The 16,764-nt window shown below is 61.5% G+C and carries 13 protein-coding genes; 8 read left to right on the top strand and 5 right to left on the bottom strand.

The window, feature by feature from the left end:
* Window position 1: 1 nt before the first annotated feature.
* Complete coding sequence (locus tag V8Z65_RS04580) at window positions 2-724, bottom strand: Crp/Fnr family transcriptional regulator (RefSeq protein ID WP_338722847.1); 723 nt, start codon at window positions 722-724, stop codon at window positions 2-4.
* Window positions 725-1,115: 391 nt separating this feature from the next.
* Here V8Z65_RS04580 and V8Z65_RS04575 point away from each other — a divergent pair, with 391 nt between their 5' ends.
* Genes V8Z65_RS04575 through V8Z65_RS04565 form a run of 3 tightly spaced genes read left to right on the top strand, consistent with a single transcriptional unit; the run spans window position 1,116 to window position 3,993 of the window.
* Window positions 1,116-3,377: a heavy metal translocating P-type ATPase gene (locus V8Z65_RS04575; RefSeq protein ID WP_338722846.1), complete on the top strand. Its 2,262-nt coding sequence runs from the start codon at window positions 1,116-1,118 to the stop codon at window positions 3,375-3,377.
* Window positions 3,374-3,790, top strand: coding sequence for a Cu(I)-responsive transcriptional regulator (cueR, locus tag V8Z65_RS04570; RefSeq protein ID WP_338722845.1), 417 nt, complete (start codon window positions 3,374-3,376; stop codon window positions 3,788-3,790). Before V8Z65_RS04575 ends, cueR begins: the two co-directional genes overlap by 4 nt.
* Before the next feature lie 2 nt (window positions 3,791-3,792).
* Window positions 3,793-3,993, top strand: a complete 201-nt coding sequence (locus tag V8Z65_RS04565) for a heavy metal-associated domain-containing protein (protein ID WP_338722844.1) — start codon at window positions 3,793-3,795, stop codon at window positions 3,991-3,993.
* 310 nt (window positions 3,994-4,303) lie between these two features.
* Here V8Z65_RS04565 and V8Z65_RS04560 read toward each other — a convergent pair whose 3' ends face one another.
* The 3 genes from V8Z65_RS04560 to V8Z65_RS04550 form a co-directional block, all read right to left on the bottom strand.
* On the bottom strand, window positions 4,304-5,254 hold the full coding sequence (locus tag V8Z65_RS04560) for a substrate-binding domain-containing protein (RefSeq protein ID WP_338722842.1): 951 nt from the start codon (window positions 5,252-5,254) through the stop codon (window positions 4,304-4,306).
* Between the two features lie 111 nt (window positions 5,255-5,365).
* Window positions 5,366-6,373: an ABC transporter permease gene (locus tag V8Z65_RS04555; RefSeq protein ID WP_338722841.1), complete on the bottom strand. Its 1,008-nt coding sequence runs from the start codon at window positions 6,371-6,373 to the stop codon at window positions 5,366-5,368.
* Complete coding sequence (locus tag V8Z65_RS04550) at window positions 6,351-7,892, bottom strand: sugar ABC transporter ATP-binding protein (protein ID WP_338722840.1); 1,542 nt, start codon at window positions 7,890-7,892, stop codon at window positions 6,351-6,353. The genes V8Z65_RS04555 and V8Z65_RS04550 overlap by 23 nt, the downstream gene beginning before the upstream one ends.
* 205 nt (window positions 7,893-8,097) lie before the next feature.
* On the opposite strand from V8Z65_RS04550, the gene V8Z65_RS04545 reads away from it, so the two are divergent.
* Entirely contained in the window at window positions 8,098-9,120 is a 1,023-nt protein-coding gene (locus V8Z65_RS04545) for a LacI family DNA-binding transcriptional regulator (RefSeq protein WP_338722839.1), read from the top strand.
* Window positions 9,121-9,122: 2 nt separating this feature from the next.
* On the opposite strand, the gene V8Z65_RS04540 is transcribed toward V8Z65_RS04545, so the two are convergent.
* Window positions 9,123-10,148 (bottom strand): LacI family transcriptional regulator, encoded by a 1,026-nt coding sequence (locus V8Z65_RS04540; RefSeq protein WP_338722838.1) that lies wholly within the window; start codon window positions 10,146-10,148, stop codon window positions 9,123-9,125.
* A gap of 281 nt (window positions 10,149-10,429) precedes the next feature.
* On the opposite strand from V8Z65_RS04540, the gene V8Z65_RS04535 reads away from it, so the two are divergent.
* The 4 genes from V8Z65_RS04535 to V8Z65_RS04520 all read left to right on the top strand — a co-directional run bounded on the left by V8Z65_RS04535 (window position 10,430) and on the right by V8Z65_RS04520 (window position 16,762).
* Entirely contained in the window at window positions 10,430-11,746 is a 1,317-nt protein-coding gene (locus V8Z65_RS04535) for an extracellular solute-binding protein (RefSeq protein ID WP_338722837.1), read from the top strand.
* Between the two features lie 119 nt (window positions 11,747-11,865).
* Window positions 11,866-12,756, top strand: coding sequence for a sugar ABC transporter permease (locus V8Z65_RS04530; protein ID WP_338722835.1), 891 nt, complete (start codon window positions 11,866-11,868; stop codon window positions 12,754-12,756).
* On the top strand, window positions 12,756-13,568 hold the full coding sequence (locus V8Z65_RS04525) for a carbohydrate ABC transporter permease (protein ID WP_338722834.1): 813 nt from the start codon (window positions 12,756-12,758) through the stop codon (window positions 13,566-13,568). The genes V8Z65_RS04530 and V8Z65_RS04525 overlap by 1 nt, the downstream gene beginning before the upstream one ends.
* Window positions 13,565-16,762, top strand: coding sequence for a glycoside hydrolase family 38 C-terminal domain-containing protein (locus V8Z65_RS04520; protein ID WP_338722833.1), 3,198 nt, complete (start codon window positions 13,565-13,567; stop codon window positions 16,760-16,762). Before V8Z65_RS04525 ends, V8Z65_RS04520 begins: the two co-directional genes overlap by 4 nt.
* Window positions 16,763-16,764: the final 2 nt, after the last annotated feature.

Genomic DNA, 16,764 nt, shown 5'->3' with positions numbered 1-16,764 from the left:
CCTAGCCGCAGCGCACTCTCAGCCGCGCCAGATCGGGCACCGTCACCTGGCGGTAATTGACGATCTCGATCACGCCATCGGCCTTGAGCTTGCTGATCTGCCGGCTGACCGTCTCAATGGTCAGGCCCAGGAAATCCCCGATATCGGCACGGCCCAGCGGCAGGTCGAATCTGGCGGCCGCCCCACTCTCGGAGGGGTCGATATGGGTGGCGATCAGATAGAGAAAGCTGGCAACCTTTTCGGCCGCGTTCTTGCGCCCCAGTGTCACCATCCAGTCGCGCGCTTCATCGAGCTCGCGCAGGGCCTGCATCATCACCCGGTGCTCCAGGGCCGCACTCTGCGCCAGCATGGTCTCGAAATAGGTCTTGGGGATCAGGCACAGTTCGACATCAGAGGCCGCTTCGGCGCTGACCCGGCTTTCGGCCGCGAAAGGACGCCCAAGCAGGTCGGGAGCAAATTGCAGGCCCACCACTTGCTGGCGGCCATCTTCGAGCACCTTGGTCAGCTTGATCACGCCGCGCAGCACATTGGCATAGCTGGCAATGGGCATGGCATCGGCCAGCAGTTCTTCCCCTGCCTGGCGGCAGACCCTGCGTGTATGCCTGGACAGGTCCAGCAATTGTTCGGCGGTGAGCGAACCGCAAATACCCTGGTGCCGCGCCTCGCAACTCTGGCACAGCACCGGAACGTCGGAATTGTGAATATCCTTGCGCAGTGTCTGCATAGTGATGCTCCTGACTGGGCAAGAAATAAGCTGTCATGCCGGAAGGAATAAGCCGCTAGAATGTCGCTGTGCCAACAGGTCGCATCGCAATCCGAGTCGCCCCCCGCGCCCCTTTCGTGCCGCTGGATCGAGCGGGGCGCAGGGGGGGTGAACATTCCCACCCAGCCAGGCTTGAGCGCTATGCGCGAATGGCAAGCGTTCCCGAGGCGGTTTTCGTCTCAGTTTTTTAGTTTCAGGGACGACAGCCGTCTCGGGACTCCGCTCTTTTAGTCAGAACCGCAGGCGCAGGGCGCCGTGTGGACCTTTGACATGCCTTGGAAAAATAGACGCCAACACGCCTTGACCTTACCATCATGGGAAGGTCTATATGTTGGCGGACGAGGTGAAAAACATGAATGAACACGTCCATCACAACCACGCATCCTCCCCTGTTTCGCTCGATATCGAGGGCATGACCTGCGCCTCCTGCGTTAATCGCGTGGAAAGGGCGTTGCTCAAAGTTCCCGGCGTCGAAACGGCGGCGGTCAATCTGGCCACCGAGCGTGCGACTATATCGGGCGGCGATATCGAGGCCCTGCTCAAGGCCGTCGAGAAGGTCGGCTACAAAGGCAGCGTCCGGCAACCGGACGCGCCCGCGCATGACCATATGCATCATCACGACGAGGACGCCGCCATTCTCAGGCGCGATGTCATCATTGCCGCCATCCCGACGCTGCCACTCTTTCTGCTGGAGATGATCGGCCATATCCACATGCCCTTCCACATGTGGCTGATGTCCGTGGTCTCCATGGATGTGTTGTGGGTCAGCTATTTCATATTGGCCACATTCGTCCTGTTCGTCCCCGGCCTGCGTTTCTTCAAGCTGGGCATTCCGGCGCTCTTGCGTGGCGCGCCGGAGATGAACTCCCTGGTGGCCCTGGGCGCGGGCGCGGCCTGGCTCTATTCGAGCGTGGTCACCTTCGCACCCCAATTGGTGCCGGCGGAAACGCGCTATGTCTATTTCGAGGCCGCGGCGGTCATCGTCACCCTGATCCTGGTGGGCCGCTGGCTCGAGGCGAAGGCCAAGGGCCGCACGGGCGAGGCCATCAGCCAGCTCGTGCAGCAGCAGGCCAAGACCGCGCGCATTCAGCGCGATAATGCGGCCATTGAGGTTCCGGTCGATCAGGTGCGCGTGGGCGATATCGTGCTGGTTCGCCCCGGCGAGAAGATCGCGGTGGATGGCGAGATCGTCGAGGGCGAAAGCCATGTCGATGAATCCATGATTTCGGGCGAACCCCTGCCCGTCTCCAAGGGTGTGGGGGCCAATGTCATTGGCGGCACGCTCAACACCTCGGGCAGTTTCAGCTTCCGGGCCACCAAGGTCGGCGCCGATACCATGCTGGCCCATATCATCCGCATGGTCGAAGATGCCCAGGCCGGTAAATTGCCGATCCAGGCGGTGGTGGACCGCATCACCTCGGTCTTCGTGCCCGTGGTGATCGGCCTTGCCATGCTGACCGCCATTGCCTGGTTCGTCTGGGGGCCGGAGCCATCGCTCACCTATGCCCTGGTCAATGCCGTGGCCGTGCTGATCATCGCCTGTCCCTGTGCCATGGGCCTGGCCACGCCCATGTCCATCATGGTGGGCACCGGCCGCGCCGCCCAGCTCGGCGTGCTCTTCCGCAAGGGCGAAGCGCTGCAACAGCTTCGCGATGCCAGGATCGTGGCTTTCGACAAGACCGGCACGCTTACAGCGGGCAAACCGGAGCTGACCGACCTCATTCTCGATGACGATTTCGAGCATGACGAGGTTCTTGCCCTGGTTGCGGCGGTCGAAGCACGATCCGAACATCCCATTGCCACAGCCATCGTGGCGGCTGCCGAAAAGGCCGGTTTGACGCTGGGCACGGTCACCGCGTTCAGCGCCAATTCCGGCACGGGTGTAACCGCGCGGGTCGATGGACGGCTGGTTTCGGTCGGGTCCCAGCGGCATATGAGCCATCTCGATTTCGCCGATTTTTCGGACGCCATCGAAAGCCTGGCCGCCGAGGGCAAGACGCCGGTCTTTGCCGCCATTGACGACAAGCTGGCTGCGGCCATCGTCGTGGCCGATACCATCAAGCCCACCAGCAAGGCGGTTATCAATGCCCTGCATGCCATGGGGCTCAAGACGGCAATGATCTCCGGCGACAACCGCCGCACCGCCGAGGCAATCGCCGCCCGGCTCGGCATTGACGAAGTGCGGGCCGAGGTTCTGCCCGCCGACAAGGTCGAGGTCATCAAGTCCCTGCACGCGGCCCACAAGGTCGTTGCCTATGTGGGCGACGGCATTAATGACGCGCCGGCGCTCGCCGAGGCCGATATCGGCATCGCCGTGGGCTCGGGCACCGATGCGGCCATTGAAAGCGCCGATGTCGTGCTGCTCGGTGGCGATCTCAAGGGCGTGCTCAATGCGCTCGCCGCGAGCCGCGCCACTTTGCGCAATATCTGGGAAAACCTGTTCTGGGCCTTTGGCTACAACGCCCTGCTCATCCCGGTCGCCGCCGGCGCGCTTTACCCCGCCTTCGGCATACTGCTCTCGCCCATGATCGGGGCGGGCGCCATGGCCATGAGCTCGGTCTTTGTGGTGGGCAATGCCCAGCGCCTGCGGGCCATTAAAGGAGTGGATGCATGAATATCGGCCAGGCTGCGGAAACGTCCGGCGTTTCCGCCAAAATGATCCGTTACTACGAGCAGATCGGCCTGATCTCTCCGCCTTTGCGCACCGACAGCAATTATCGGGTCTATGGGCCTGATGAGGTGCATGTGCTGCGCTTTATCAAGCGGGCGCGGACACTGGGCTTCTCGGTGGATGAAACGGCGGCGCTGCTGGGGCTGTGGCGGGATCGGTCACGCGCCAGCGCCGAAGTACGCGACATCGCCACCGGCCATATCGCCGCGCTCGAAACCAAGATTGCCGAACTGCAGGGCATGGTGAAAACGCTCAGTCACCTCGTGCATTGCTGCGCCGGCGACAATCGCCCCGACTGCCCCATTCTCGATGACCTGGCCGGCCTCCCGGCAGATCAGAAAACCAAAGGACACTGAAAATGACTGACAAGACCACCTTCATCGTCAACGACATGACCTGCAATCACTGCGTGGGCACCGTGCGCGGCGCGCTCGAAGACGCGCTGCCGGGCACCCAGGTCGAAATCGATCTGGGCACCCACAAGGTCAGCTTCACCGGCGACCGTGCCAAGGGCGAAGAGGCCATCCGCGAAGCCGGATATACGCCTAGTAACGCCTGAGAACGCACAAAACTGGTGAGCTCCCGCAACGCCAAGGCAGGCGGGCATCGCCCGGAACTCGGGCGGACAGATACACGGATTCCCGTGTCAGCGTGACGACAGGGCAAAGCCTTCGAATTCAATGCAAAAGGGGCGCCCGTACCGGCGGGCGCCCCTTCATCGTCCGTTCAAGCCCACCATTCGAGCCTTGTTCGCTCAATTCGCTCCACCGGAGCGAATTGCCCTTGCGGTCGCTCCAAGCTCTCATGGCCTTCCTGACTTGCGCGGCTCCACCGGAGCCACGCATTCGCTCTGCGAACCGTCTGCGAAGTCAGAACGGGCTATCGGGATCGAGGAATTCCTCGACATTGTCGGCGGTGATGACCGTCGAATCGAGGATATAGCGGCCGGCCACCTGGATGCCCCCGGTGAAGTGGGAGGTGGTCAGCTCGATAGCCGTGGCGATCATAGCCGGGCTGTAGCTCACATCGATCGGGACCAGCTTGTCGCCCGCCTGCACGCGCTGCAGGATCTGCTGCATGCCGGCGCCGCCGACGATGAACATTTCGTCTTCGCGGCCAGCCTGGCGGATCGCTTCGATAGCGCCCAGGGCGATGTCGTCGTCCTGCGCCCAGACGCCCTTGATGTCGGGGAAGCGGGTCAGGAAGTCCTGCATCACCTTGAAGCCGTCATCGCGGTTCCAATTGGCGAATTCGTCATCGAGCACGGTGATATTGGTGCCTTCGATGCCGGCCATGAAGGCGTCGAAACGCTGCTGGTCGATCGGGATGGGCAGGCCGCGCAGGATCACGATATTGCCGCCATCGGGCATGACCTGCTTGAAATATTCGGCCGAATTGGCACCCAGACCCGGATTATCACCGGCCACATAGAGGTTCTCTACCCCATCGATGCTGAGCTGGCGGTCCACCACGGTGACGAATTTGCCGGCATCCTTGACCTGCTTGATGGCCGAGGTCATGGCATCCGGATCGCCCGGCAGGATCACCAGGGCGTCGATATTGCGGGTCGAGACCATGTCCTCGATATCGGCGATCTGCTTGGGTGCGTCAGCGGCCGAGGCGAAGACATAGTTGACATTGGGATAGGTCGCCGAGAGCCGGTCGATGGCCTGCTGGGCGAAATAGTTGACGCCGCCGGTCCAGCCATGGTCGGCCGCCGGCACCGAGACGCCGATCGTGACGCTGTCCTGGGCATGCGCGACGCCGCCCAGGCCACCGGCGATCACCGCCACGGAGAGAAGGGATTTCAACAGTTTCATTTCAGTCCTCCCAAAGATGCCCTCAAGGGGCAATTTGAACTTTCGATGCGGGAGCCTCCGGCTGATCCTGTTCTGTCCGGACTGGCTCCAACCTTTTGATGCAGCGCGTCCTCAGGCGCTGCGCCGGCCACGCTGCAGCAGCACAGCCAGAATGATGATGACGCCTTGGAACGCGCCGTTGAGATAGGGGCTGATGAAGCTCTGCAGGTTGAGGATATTGCCGATCAACCCGAGGATGATCACGCCGACCACCGTACCCCAGACCCGGCCATAGCCGCCCTTGAGGGTGGTGCCGCCGATGATCACGGCCGCGATCGCTTCGAGCTCCCAGAGCACACCGGTCGTGCTGGAGGCCGAGCCCAGACGCGGCACGTAGAGCAGCACTGCCACACCCACCAGAACGCCCTGCAAGATGTAGGTGATCAGCCGGACATTATCGACGCTGATCGAGGAATAGCGGGCAACCTGCTCATTGGAACCGATAGCGGCGCAATAGCGACCGAAGGCGGTGCGGCGCATGACGATCTCCCCAGCGACCGCCACCAGCGCAAAGACAATGATCGGCCAGGGCACGCCAAGAAGGCCGTTGTAATAGACGGGCCGGTAAAGGTCGGCGATCTGAAAGTTGAGCGAGAGCGTGCCACCATCGGCCAGGAAGGTGACGAGTGAGCGAAAAATGCCCATCGTGCCCAAGGTCACGATAAAGGCTTCGATGCGCCCGCGCGTGATCATCATGCCATTGCCGATACCGGCTACGCCCCCCACGGCCAGGCCGGCTGCCATGCCGATCAGGATCACACCGAGCGAGATACCCATCGAGGGGATCAGCGCATTCATGACAATGATCATGATGCCGGCGACCACGGCCGCCATCGAGCCGACCGAAAGATCGAGGCCCCCGGATGTAATCACGAAGGTGGCGCCAATGGCGATGATGCCGATGAAGCTGGAGCGCGCCAGCACATTGGTGATGTTGTTGTAGCTGAGGAAATTCTCGTTGAGCGAGATGCCCAGCAAGACCAGCAGCGCCAGCGCCACCAGCGGGCCGATGGTCTTGAGATCGGGGCGGAAGCTCCGTCCCGTTTTGGCCGGAAGATCAGGCACTGATACGCTCATCATGTCCACTCTGTTTGATACCCGCGGCGTACCGCATAATTTCCTCTTCGGTGATTTCGGCCCCTTCCAGTACGCCCGCGAGGCGCCCGGAGCGCACGACCACGACGCGATGGCTGAGGCCGATGACCTCCTGCAGTTCAGAGGAAATCAGGATGATCGATTTCCCCTCGGCGGCCAGCGCTGCGATGATGTGATAGATTTGCTGCTTGGTGCCCACGTCGATACCGCGCGTCGGCTCATCCATGATGATGATGTCCGGTTCGCTCTCCATGGTCTTGCCCAGCATCAGTTTCTGCTGGTTGCCACCCGAGAGGCGCCCCACTGCCACCGAGGCATCGCGCGCCCGAATATCGAAACGCCGCACCGCCCGCTCCAGCGCGGTCTCCTCGCTGCGGCTGTCCAGAAAGCCATATCGGAGATGTTTGTCGAGGGTGAGCAGGGTGAGGTTGGGACGCAGGCCCATATTGAGCAGCAGCCCCTTACCCTTGCGATCCTTGGTCATATAGGCGATGCCGGCGTCGACCGACTGCGCCACCCGGGCGAAGTTGACCGGCTTGCCCTCCAGTTCCACCGTGCCCGCATTCCGGCGCGATAGCCCAACCACCGCCTCGGCTATGGCGGTACGGCCCGAGCCGATCAGACCGGCAAAACCGAGCACTTCGCCGCGCCTGAGATCAAAGGAGATGTTCTCGATCCCCGGAGCGGACAGGCCGCGCACGCGCAGCACCACATCGGCATCGACATCGGGCTCGTGCTTGGGCGGATAGAGGTTGGAGAGTTCGCGGCCAACCATCATCTGGGCAATGCTGTCAGGCGTCAGCGCTTCGGTGCCCACGGTCGTTATCAGTTGACCGTCGCGCAGCACGGTGACGCGGTCGGCAAGCTCCATGACTTCATCGAGCTTGTGCGAAATGAAGATGACCGCAACGCCGCGCGCCGTCAGCCGCCTGATCTGTTCGAACAGGGTCTCGGTTTCGCCCACCGAGAGCACTGCGGTGGGTTCGTCCATGATCAGCACCCGCGCATCGCGGCTGATCGCCTTGGCAATCTCCACCATCTGCTTGTCGGCGATGGAAAGCGATGAGATCCGCGCATCGGGATCAACCTGGACATGCAGGGTGTTCATGATTTCCGCCGAGCGGCGCTGCATCTGTGCGATGTCGAGAAAGCCGAAGCGCTTGATCTCGCGGCCCAGAAAGATCGACTCGGCCACGCTCAAATGTTCGGCCAGGTTCAGTTCCTGATGGATGAGCACGATGCCCATGGCCTCGGCCGCGCCATCGGGCGGCAGCACAACGGTTTCGCCGTCGAAACGAATGGTGCCGGAACTGGGCTGCTCTATACCGGAGAGGATTTTGATGAGGGTGGATTTGCCCGCGCCGTTCTCGCCGACAATGGCGTGAACCTCGCCTGGGCGAATGTCGAAATCGATGCTGAACAGCACCGGAATTTCACCGAAGGATTTCGAGATACGGCTTGCCGAAAGAATCGGCGGCGCATTGGTGTCCGGCGTCCCAGCCATCTCGCTCCCCTCCCCGAACCCGGGCCGCTTCGCGCAGCGCTCGTTTGTTCACAGCCTCTGATGTAAAGGTTTTCATGATTTGTGTAAAGGTTTACAGTGAGCGAATTCGGTTTATCGCTGTGGAGAGGCCGTAGTCAAAACCGCGGCGTCTGCTAAAGGCGGGATTGTGTTGGGTGATGGCCTGACGCGGAGGGCGGAGAGCCAAGTGTTGCAGCAAAAGCTGGCCACGATCGAAGATGTTGCTGCCATGGCCGGCGTATCCATTGCCACGGTCAGCCGTGCCATCAACGAGCCGACCAAGGTGGCCGACGCCACGCGCCGCAAGGTCACCGACGCGATTGCGCGGACCGGCTATACGACCAATGCCATGGCGCGTTCGCTGCGCATGCGACGCAGCAATATGATTCTCATTCTGGCCCCCGATGTGGGGGACCCCAATTTCTCCAACATCCTGGTGGGACTGGAGACGGAGGCCAGCAAGCGCGGCTATGGCCTGTTGATCGGCAATACCCAGAACGATCCCAGCCGCGAGACCGATTATCTGCGCTTCATCAGCTCGAACCAGGCAGACGGCCTGATCCTGTTCACGGGCCACCTGCCCTTTGGCCTGTCGCAACCGTCCCACCATACGGTCCTGCCGCCCATGGTGGCGGTCAATGAGCCCGTCCTGGGCCAGGACATTCCGTTTGTCGGGGTCGACAATTTCGAGGGCGCGCGCATCGCCGCCGAACACCTGATTTCACAAGGCCATCGCCGCATCGCCTTTGTCGGCCGCGCGCGCAATCGCGAGATCAACCGGTTGCGAGAGGAAGGCTATCGTGCCGCCCTCGGGGGTGCCGACATTGCGATCGATCCGCGTCTTATCATCGATGGCGATGGCACCACGGAAAGCGGCCGCGCCGCTGCGGAGTTGATGTTCGTGCGCGACGCCCTGCCCACGGCATTCCTCTGCGTCAATGACGCCACCGCCATGGGCGTCATTATCGCCCTCAATGCCCGGCGCTATGACCTGCCGCGGCAATTCTCGGTCATGGGCTTTGACGACATTTCCTTTGCCAGCTTCCTGACACCCTCGCTCACCACCATGAAGCAGCCGCGCCATCGCATGGGCGAGGCTGCCATGGAATTGCTGCTGACGCTTCTTGCCGGCGAAAAGCCGAAATCACGCGAAGTGCTGCTGCGCGCCGAGCTGATATTGCGCAATTCCGTATCGCGCCCCAATAGCTGAACTCAGTCGTCGCTCCGCCATTGCGGCTGCGGCTCGGCAAGGGTCTGCAAGTCCTCGACCGGCGCCCCGTCAATACGCATTCGGAGCAGGCGGGTCAGCTCGATGCCGGCGCCCAGAATGTCCTCTCGCACGCTGTCCAGGCGCGGAAACATGGTGGGCAGAATGCCCGAGGTCTGCTTGTAGATCAGGTGCACATCTTCGCCCACAACGACCCCCGCCTCCATCAGGCCGCCCAACAAGGCCAGCGCCCGCATTTCGCTGTCGCAAATAATGCCGTCGGGGCGATCCGGCGACCGCGCAAGTTCGACGCCCTTTACCCGCATCTCGGCTGGTGTCAGCCCCACCGTGCGTTCAAATAGCGTCGTTTCGATAGCGTTGCGCGCTGCCGCCTTGTGAAAAGCGGTGACGATATTGTGGTAATTGGTGGTGCTGTCGTCGCCGATCACCAGCAGGACGCGTCTACATCCCTTACCCGCGAGCCGCTCCACGGCCATGGTCGCGAAGGCTTCCGAATGAAAGTCGTGATAGGGGTGGGGAGTGAAAAATTCCGTCCGCCCGTGACTGACGAAGGGGAAGTCAGCGTCGATCATCATCTGAACCCGCGGATCGCGGGGACCGGTATGGGTGATGATCACGCCATCGGCATTTTTGTGTTCGAGAATGTAGCGGATGGTATCGGTGGACTGACGGTCGAATTCGGGCGTCACCGTCAGATGATAGGGCGTGCCCTTGATGGCCTGCCCAATGCCCTGGATCATCTGGCGGGCGAAGTCGATGGAATCCTCGGCGCCATCCAGCACCAGGGCGAGCACATTGGTCTTGCCGGTGCGCAGGCGCACCCCTGCCCTGTCAGGCACGTAACCCAATGCCTTGGCGGCCGCGGCAACCTTGTCCCGCGTATCCTGCTTGAGCGTCGTCCCGCCGCGCAGTGACAGGGAAACCGTGGAGAGGCTGAGGCCGGTCGCCTCGGCTATGGTCTTTAATGTTACGCGCCCTTTGGCCGGTGGCCCGGACCTGTTCTTTTGCATGCTGCTTCGTCCCCTGACGCTCTACATAGCAGAGGTAAGCGATGGAGTGTACCAGTCAATCCTGCAACGATGCAAACGATACAAATGCGGCAGATTCACAAGCACATACGCCACTATCTATCTGTAATACTTTCTTTTTTGCACGAATTAGGTGCTTTTCTCCGCCAATTGTCGATCTGAAATTGCAACGTTGCAGCGTTTGTGTATTGTTACGAACCTATGCCGGAAGAGGAGCCGGCCTGGGCCGCCGTCACTGGCGGCTAACCCACAGGGAGGAATTCATGTTCAAAAAAGTGCTTTTGACCGGCGTGGCATCCCTTGCCATGACCGCCGCCATTGCCGGGCCGGCAAGGGCGGAAGTGTCATTCATGTATGCCGAATGGATCGCCGCACTTGTCGAACCCGGTATCGAGGCCTTCGAGGCCGAGACCGGCGAAACGGTCAATGCCATCAAATTGCCCGGACAGGGCTATGACCAGCGCATTGCCCTGGATCTCGCCGCCGGCACGGCGGCCGATGTCAACCTGATGGATAGCTTCATGGTGTCCGAACTGGCATCGGCAGGCTATCTGCACCCGCTCGATGAGCTGCTCGCCGGCTGGGACCAGTTCCAATATTACATGCCGGGTCTGCTCGAAGTGGCCTCCTATCAAGGCCAGGTCTATGCCCTGCCCACCGATACCGATGTGCGCATGCTCTGGTACGATCTCTCAAACTTCGAGAAAGCCGGCATCTCCACGCCTTGGGCACCCAAGACCTGGGACGATGTGCTTGACGCCGCTCAAAAGCTCAAGGATGCGGGCGTGCGCTATCCATTCCAGCTTCCCGCCGGTACCAAGCAGGCGGAAGCGGCCACCATGCAGGGTGTCTATATGGCGCTGCTCGGCGCCGACGTGCCCGAGGGCGATCGCAACCGCCTGCTCAATCGCGAAACCGGCCAGTGGATCGGCGACAGCCCTGCCCTACGTCGCACATTCGACTTTTTCTATCAGGTCTATGTCGAACGCGAGCTGAACACGGCCGAACTCAACTATGCCACCGATATCGGCGCGGCTGTGCGCGCCGCGCTGGCCGCGGACGAGTTGGGCATTCTCGCCTCGGGCTCCTGGGAAGATGCGTGCCTCTGGGACTGCAATAATCCGCCGAGCCGTGAAGAGCGCGACGCTATGGTCGCATGGACACCATGGCCCGGATCGGGCGTGGAAGGCGCCAAGGCCACAACCAATATTTCGGGCGGCTGGACCATCGGCATCAATGCCAATGCGCCCGACAAGGACCTGGCCTTCAAATTGATCACCTCGATCTTCGACGAGGGTAACTTCAAGGCCTGGACGCTGGCCAATCACCGCATGGCGGTGCGGACCGATATTTCGGAATCCCCGGAATATACCGCCGATCCGTTCCTGGCCGAAGCCACCAAGCTGGCCGCGGACACGACCGGCCGCGACACGGTGCCGGGCTACCAGACCGTCTCGGCGCTGATCCAGCAGGCCACGGCCGATATTCTGGACGGCGTATCGCCTGATGAAGTGGTCGAGGAATATCACGACGCTCTGGTCGACGAATTCGGCGAAGAGAACGTGATCACCTACGAGTAACCCGACCCAACTGCCGGCGGCACCTTACTGTCCTCCAAGGTGTCGCCGGTCTTTCTCGTCTCGCCACGGCGCGGCTTTAAAGCCAGGCCGGACCAAAACTGCCCTAGCAAGAGGCGCCGATGAAGAACCAGGCCAATCCCTGGCTGACCAGCAATCTATGGGTCCTTGGGCTGGGCATGCTGCCCGCCATCCTGCTGATCGGCATCCTGCTCTATTTCACTGCCTGGGCCTTTGCTTTCAGTTTCACCGATCTGGCGCTGGTCGGGCGCAAGAGCGTCGAGTGGAGCTGGGTGGGCCTGGAAAATTTCGAGCGCCTGTTCACGCGGCGCGGGTTTCTGGAATCGCTCTGGACCACAGTCATTTTCGTCTTCTTCTCCGCCATTGTCGGCCAGTCGGTTCTGGGCTTCCTGTTGGCGGCGGCCCTGCGCGGCTCCCGCTCCACCCTGCGCAGCGTGGTGGAGGTCTGCATCATGCTGGGCTGGCTTTTACCCGATATCGTGGCGGCCTTTCTGTGGTCGGCGACCACGGCGCAGACTGGACTGATCAACCAGCTCATCATCCGGCCCCTGGGCCTGCCGCCGGTCAATTTCATCAATGACTATGCTCTGCCCGTCGTCACCATCGCCAATATCTGGAAGGGCACGGCCTGGTCCTATCTGCTGTTCACTGCCGCGCTCGACTCGGTCAGCCGGGAGGTGGTCGAGGCCGCCAAGGTCGATGGCGCCACGCCCCTGCAGCGTATCTGGCTGGTGCAATTGCCGATCATCCGGCCGCATATCGCCACCAATATGCTGTTCATCACCATCTGGACCTTCACCTATTTCCCGTTGATTTTCGCCATGACTGGCGGTGGTCCGGGGCGGCAGACCGAAACCCTGGCCGTGTTCCTGTACAATCAGAGTTTTTCACGCGGCAATCTGGGCTTCGGCTCCGCCATCTCCGTGGCCATGCTGGCTATTGTGGGCGTCCTGTCCTTGTTCTATCTGCGCATGCTGCGGGAGCCGAAGTAATGGAGTCCAACCAGCCCTCCCGCCTGACAGCCATTGCGCTCGCCTTTATGGCGGTCATCTGGGTCAGTCCGTTTTCCTGGCTTATTCTCAACGCCTTCAATCCGCTTTCGACGGGTCAGCTCGAAATTCCCCGCGTCGTGGGCTTGGATAATTTTGCCCTGGCCGTCAGCGGCAATGCGGGTCGGCAATTTCTCAATTCCATGTTGATTGCGGCCGGCACGGCAACGCTCAGCGTCATTGTCGGCATCTCCGCCGCCTATCCGCTATCGCGGCTGAAGATCCCCGGTCGTAATGCCTTCCTCTGGACGCTGGTCCTGCTGCGCATGCTACCGGCGGCGGGCGTCCTGGTGCCGCTTTACTTCACGGCCCAGCGCACGGGCCTGCTCAACCAGCTCGGCGTCATCATCGCGCTGACCATTCTCAACCTGCCCTTCACCTTGCTGCTTTTGAAGAACTTCTTCGACACTGTGCCGATCGAACTTGAGGAAGCTGCCTATGTGGAGGGCGCCAGCCTTTTTCAGATCGTCACACGAATCGTATTGCCCATGTCGCGGGCCGGTATCGCGGTGGTCTGGTTCTTCAGTTTCACCGGCGCCTGGAACGAGTTCCTGCTGCCGCTGATCTTCGCTCGCGTGCAGGATGCTTTCCCAATGTCGGTCGGGCTCTATGCGGCCTTCGGGCAGCAAGGCGCCATCAACTACGGGTTCCTCACGGCCTTTTCCATCATCTACGCTGCGCCGGCGGTCGGCGTGTATTTCTTGTTGCGGCGGAACATGAACACAGGGTTCGCCGGTGTCGGAGTTAAAGGATGACTTATTCCAATCCCCTCTCGTCCAAACTGGGTTTGCTGGACGACGATCTGAAACAAGAGGGCAAGCTGCTGCGCCTTTGCGCGGATCTGGAACAGAAAATCCGCACACCGATCAAGAACGTGCCTTTCCAGTGGTATGTGCAGCGCGCCGACAATTTTTCCGCCACGGACGCCCTCAAGGCCGACTGGCGGCAGTGGGAGCAGTTCGGCCGCCATTCGGTTTGGGCCAAGCATCAGGAGCACACCTGGTTCGCCGCCGAGATCACTGTGCCGGAGGAGGCGCGCGGCAAGGTCTTTGTCGCCAATTTCACCAGCCAGTGGCAGGACCGGCCCGGTTCCACCGATCCACAATGCCTTGCCTATCTCGATGGCAAGATCGCCCAGGCGCTGGACGGCAATCACACGGAACTCGTGATCGAGCGCGATGCCAAGCCGGGCAACAAGCATGTGCTGCTGGTCAATGCCTTCACCTTCTTCGACCGGCCCCTGGTCGGGTTCGAGGTGGATTTCTTCGTTCGCAATGAACGGGCGGAGAAGCTCTACTATGACCTGCAGACGCCGGTCGACGTTGCTATCCTGTTGCAGCAGAACGATCCGCGTCGTCACGCTATTCTCAATATTGTCGACCGCGCCCTGCGGGCCCTTGATCGCCGTGACGGGCACACGCCCGAATTCGAGGCCAGCCTGCCCGCGGCGGAGAAGATCGCGGGCGAAATCTACAAGCTCGTCGATACGGAGGCGCAGCCGCAGATCACTGCAGTCGGCTCAACCCATCTCGATGTCGGCTGGCTCTGGCGCGTCATGCATACCCGCGACAAGACCGGGCGCAGCTTTGCCACGGTGCTCAACCTGATGGAAGAGTACCCACAATTCGTCTTCATGTATAACCAGTCGGTGCTCTTCGATTTTCTCAAGAAGGACTATCCGGAAATCTGGGACCGCATGGTCAAAAGGGTCAAATCCGGGCAATTCGAGATCGAAGGCGCCATGTGGGTGGAGCCCGACGTCAATATTGCCTCCGGGGAGAGCCTCGTCCGCCAGATCATGCGCGGCCGCCGTTTCCATCTCGAGCATTTCGGCGTCGATCCCAAAACCGTCTGGCTGCCCGACACCTTCGGCTATTCGGCCAATCTTCCGCAGATCATGGACAAGTCGGGGCTGAAATATTTCGTCACCTCCAAGCTGAGCTGGAACGACACCGACCGCCATCCCTACGACACCTTCTTCTGGCGCGGCATTGACGGCACGACCACCAAGGCGCAGCTCATCACCGCCCAGAAATATGACAGCGAGCAGATTTTCACGACCTATAACGGGGACCTGTCCGTCTCCGAAACGATGGGCGCCTGGAAGCGCTATGAGCCCAAGGCGGCTTACAGCGAAGTCGTCATGTCCTATGGCTATGGCGATGGCGGCGGCGGCCCGACCCGCGCCATGATCGAGCGCGGCACACGCCTTGAGCGCGGCATTCCCGGTGCGCCCAAGGTCAAGCTCGAAGGCATCGTCCCCTTCCTCAACCGTCTGGGCAAGGCCATGGATGCCGAACCGGGCAAGTTCCCGGTATGGAATGGCGAGCTTTATCTTCAATATCACCGCGGCACCCTGACCTCGGTGGCCAAGAACAAAGCCAATAACCGCAATGCGGAGCGGCGTCTGCGCGAGCTCGAAATGCTCGGCGTCATTGCCCTGACGACAGCCGGCCACGCCTATCCCAGCGAGACGCTGGCCGAATTCTGGGAACTGGTGCTGATCAATCAGTTCCACGACATTCTGCCGGGCACCTCGATCCCGGAAGTCTATGTCGATAGCGACGCCGAATATGGCCGCATCTTCTCGACGCTGGATTCGGCCAATGGTCCTTGGCATGCCGCAGCGCAGGCCGCGGCCAAGCCAGGCCCCGATCAGCTCCGCCTGATCAACTTTACCAGCCAGACGCGGTCCGGTCTGGTGCATCTGGGCGCCGAGGTCGCCGAGACGGCCGCTCTTGCTACCGCTTCGGGTACTCAGCCCGTGCAGAAGATCGTCCGCGCCGACGGCTCAGCCGACACGGTCGCCGCCATTGCCGATCTGGCTCCCTTGGGCTGGACCGGCGCACAACTGGTCTCCGCTGGCTCTAGCAAAAAAACCGAGCTTTCGGTTTCGACCACCCATCTCGAAAATGCGCTGATCCGCGTCACCTTCGATAGATCCGGCGAAATCACCTCCGTCTTCGACAAGACCCGCCATCGCGAAACGCTCGCCGCCGGCGCCAAGGCAAACCGTCTCATTGCCTATGAAGACAAGCCGATGAACTGGGACGCCTGGGACATCGACCGCTATTTCGAAGAACAGTTCTGGTCGCTCGCCGATGGCAAGGCGGACATTTCCGTGGTCGAGACCGGTCCGCACCGCGCCGCGATCCGCATCGAACGGACCTACCAGAAGTCCAAGATCGTCCAGGTCATTTCGCTCACCGCCGGCGAGCGGCAGGTGGAATTCGACACCTTTATCGATTGGCAGGAACGGGCGCAGGTTCTCAAGGCGCAGTTCGGGTTCGATCTCAATACCAGTGAAATCCGCTCCGAGATCGCCTTTGGCCATGTCACCCGCCCGACCCATCGCAACACCACCTGGGACCGCGCCCGTTTCGAGGCCTCGATGCATCGCTGGGTCGATATCTCCGAGGCCGATTTTGGCATCGCCCTGCTCAATGACAGCAAATATGCCTATGACTGCCACGAGCAATCCGTGCGGCTGACGCTGGTGCGCGGCTCGACCTTCCCCCATCCGGAGGCAGACCTGGGCGAGCATCGCATCCGCTATGCCATGTTCGTGCATGAGGGTGTGGCCGACCTGGCCGCCGTGCCCCGCGCCGCCGAGCGTTTCAACAATCCGGTGGCCGTCATTGGTTCCCGGGCCGTTGTCGCGTCGCCCGCGCGCGATTTCAGCAGCTTCAGCCTTGCGGCGGTCGATGCACCGAACGTCACCATCGAGACCGTCAAGAAGGCGGAGGCGTCGGACGCACTGGTTCTGCGCGTCTATGAGCACGCCAATCGGCGGGCCGAGGCCACGATCACCTTCGGCCTGCCGGTCAAATCGGCCCGCATTGTCAATCTGATGGAGGAGGGCGATGCCCAGCCGGTCGAGGTCAAGGACAATGCCGTGGTCCTCAACCTGCGGCCGTTCGAAATCGCAACGCTGATGGTCGAGATTTGAGG

Origin of the sequence: Devosia sp. XK-2 (assembly GCF_037113415.1) — a bacterium.
GTDB lineage: Bacteria > Pseudomonadota > Alphaproteobacteria > Rhizobiales > Devosiaceae > Devosia.
The sequence above is the reverse complement of the archived record's forward strand: the minus strand, read 5'-3'. Positions and strand labels throughout refer to the sequence as shown.

Bases quoted from the DNA above. Each gene is read 5' to 3' on its own strand.
- V8Z65_RS04580 (WP_338722847.1), bottom strand. From the start codon at position 724: ATGCAGACACTGCGCAAGGATATTCACAATTCCGACGTTCCGGTGCTG.
- V8Z65_RS04575 (WP_338722846.1), top strand. From the start codon at position 1,116: ATGAATGAACACGTCCATCACAACCACGCATCCTCCCCTGTTTCGCTC.
- cueR (WP_338722845.1), top strand. From the start codon at position 3,374: ATGAATATCGGCCAGGCTGCGGAAACGTCCGGCGTTTCCGCCAAAATG.
- V8Z65_RS04565 (WP_338722844.1), top strand. From the start codon at position 3,793: ATGACTGACAAGACCACCTTCATCGTCAACGACATGACCTGCAATCAC.
- V8Z65_RS04560 (WP_338722842.1), bottom strand. From the start codon at position 5,254: ATGAAACTGTTGAAATCCCTTCTCTCCGTGGCGGTGATCGCCGGTGGC.
- V8Z65_RS04555 (WP_338722841.1), bottom strand. From the start codon at position 6,373: ATGATGAGCGTATCAGTGCCTGATCTTCCGGCCAAAACGGGACGGAGC.
- V8Z65_RS04550 (WP_338722840.1), bottom strand. From the start codon at position 7,892: ATGGCTGGGACGCCGGACACCAATGCGCCGCCGATTCTTTCGGCAAGC.
- V8Z65_RS04540 (WP_338722838.1), bottom strand. From the start codon at position 10,148: ATGCAAAAGAACAGGTCCGGGCCACCGGCCAAAGGGCGCGTAACATTA.
- V8Z65_RS04535 (WP_338722837.1), top strand. From the start codon at position 10,430: ATGTTCAAAAAAGTGCTTTTGACCGGCGTGGCATCCCTTGCCATGACC.
- V8Z65_RS04530 (WP_338722835.1), top strand. From the start codon at position 11,866: ATGAAGAACCAGGCCAATCCCTGGCTGACCAGCAATCTATGGGTCCTT.
- V8Z65_RS04525 (WP_338722834.1), top strand. From the start codon at position 12,756: ATGGAGTCCAACCAGCCCTCCCGCCTGACAGCCATTGCGCTCGCCTTT.
- V8Z65_RS04520 (WP_338722833.1), top strand. From the start codon at position 13,565: ATGACTTATTCCAATCCCCTCTCGTCCAAACTGGGTTTGCTGGACGAC.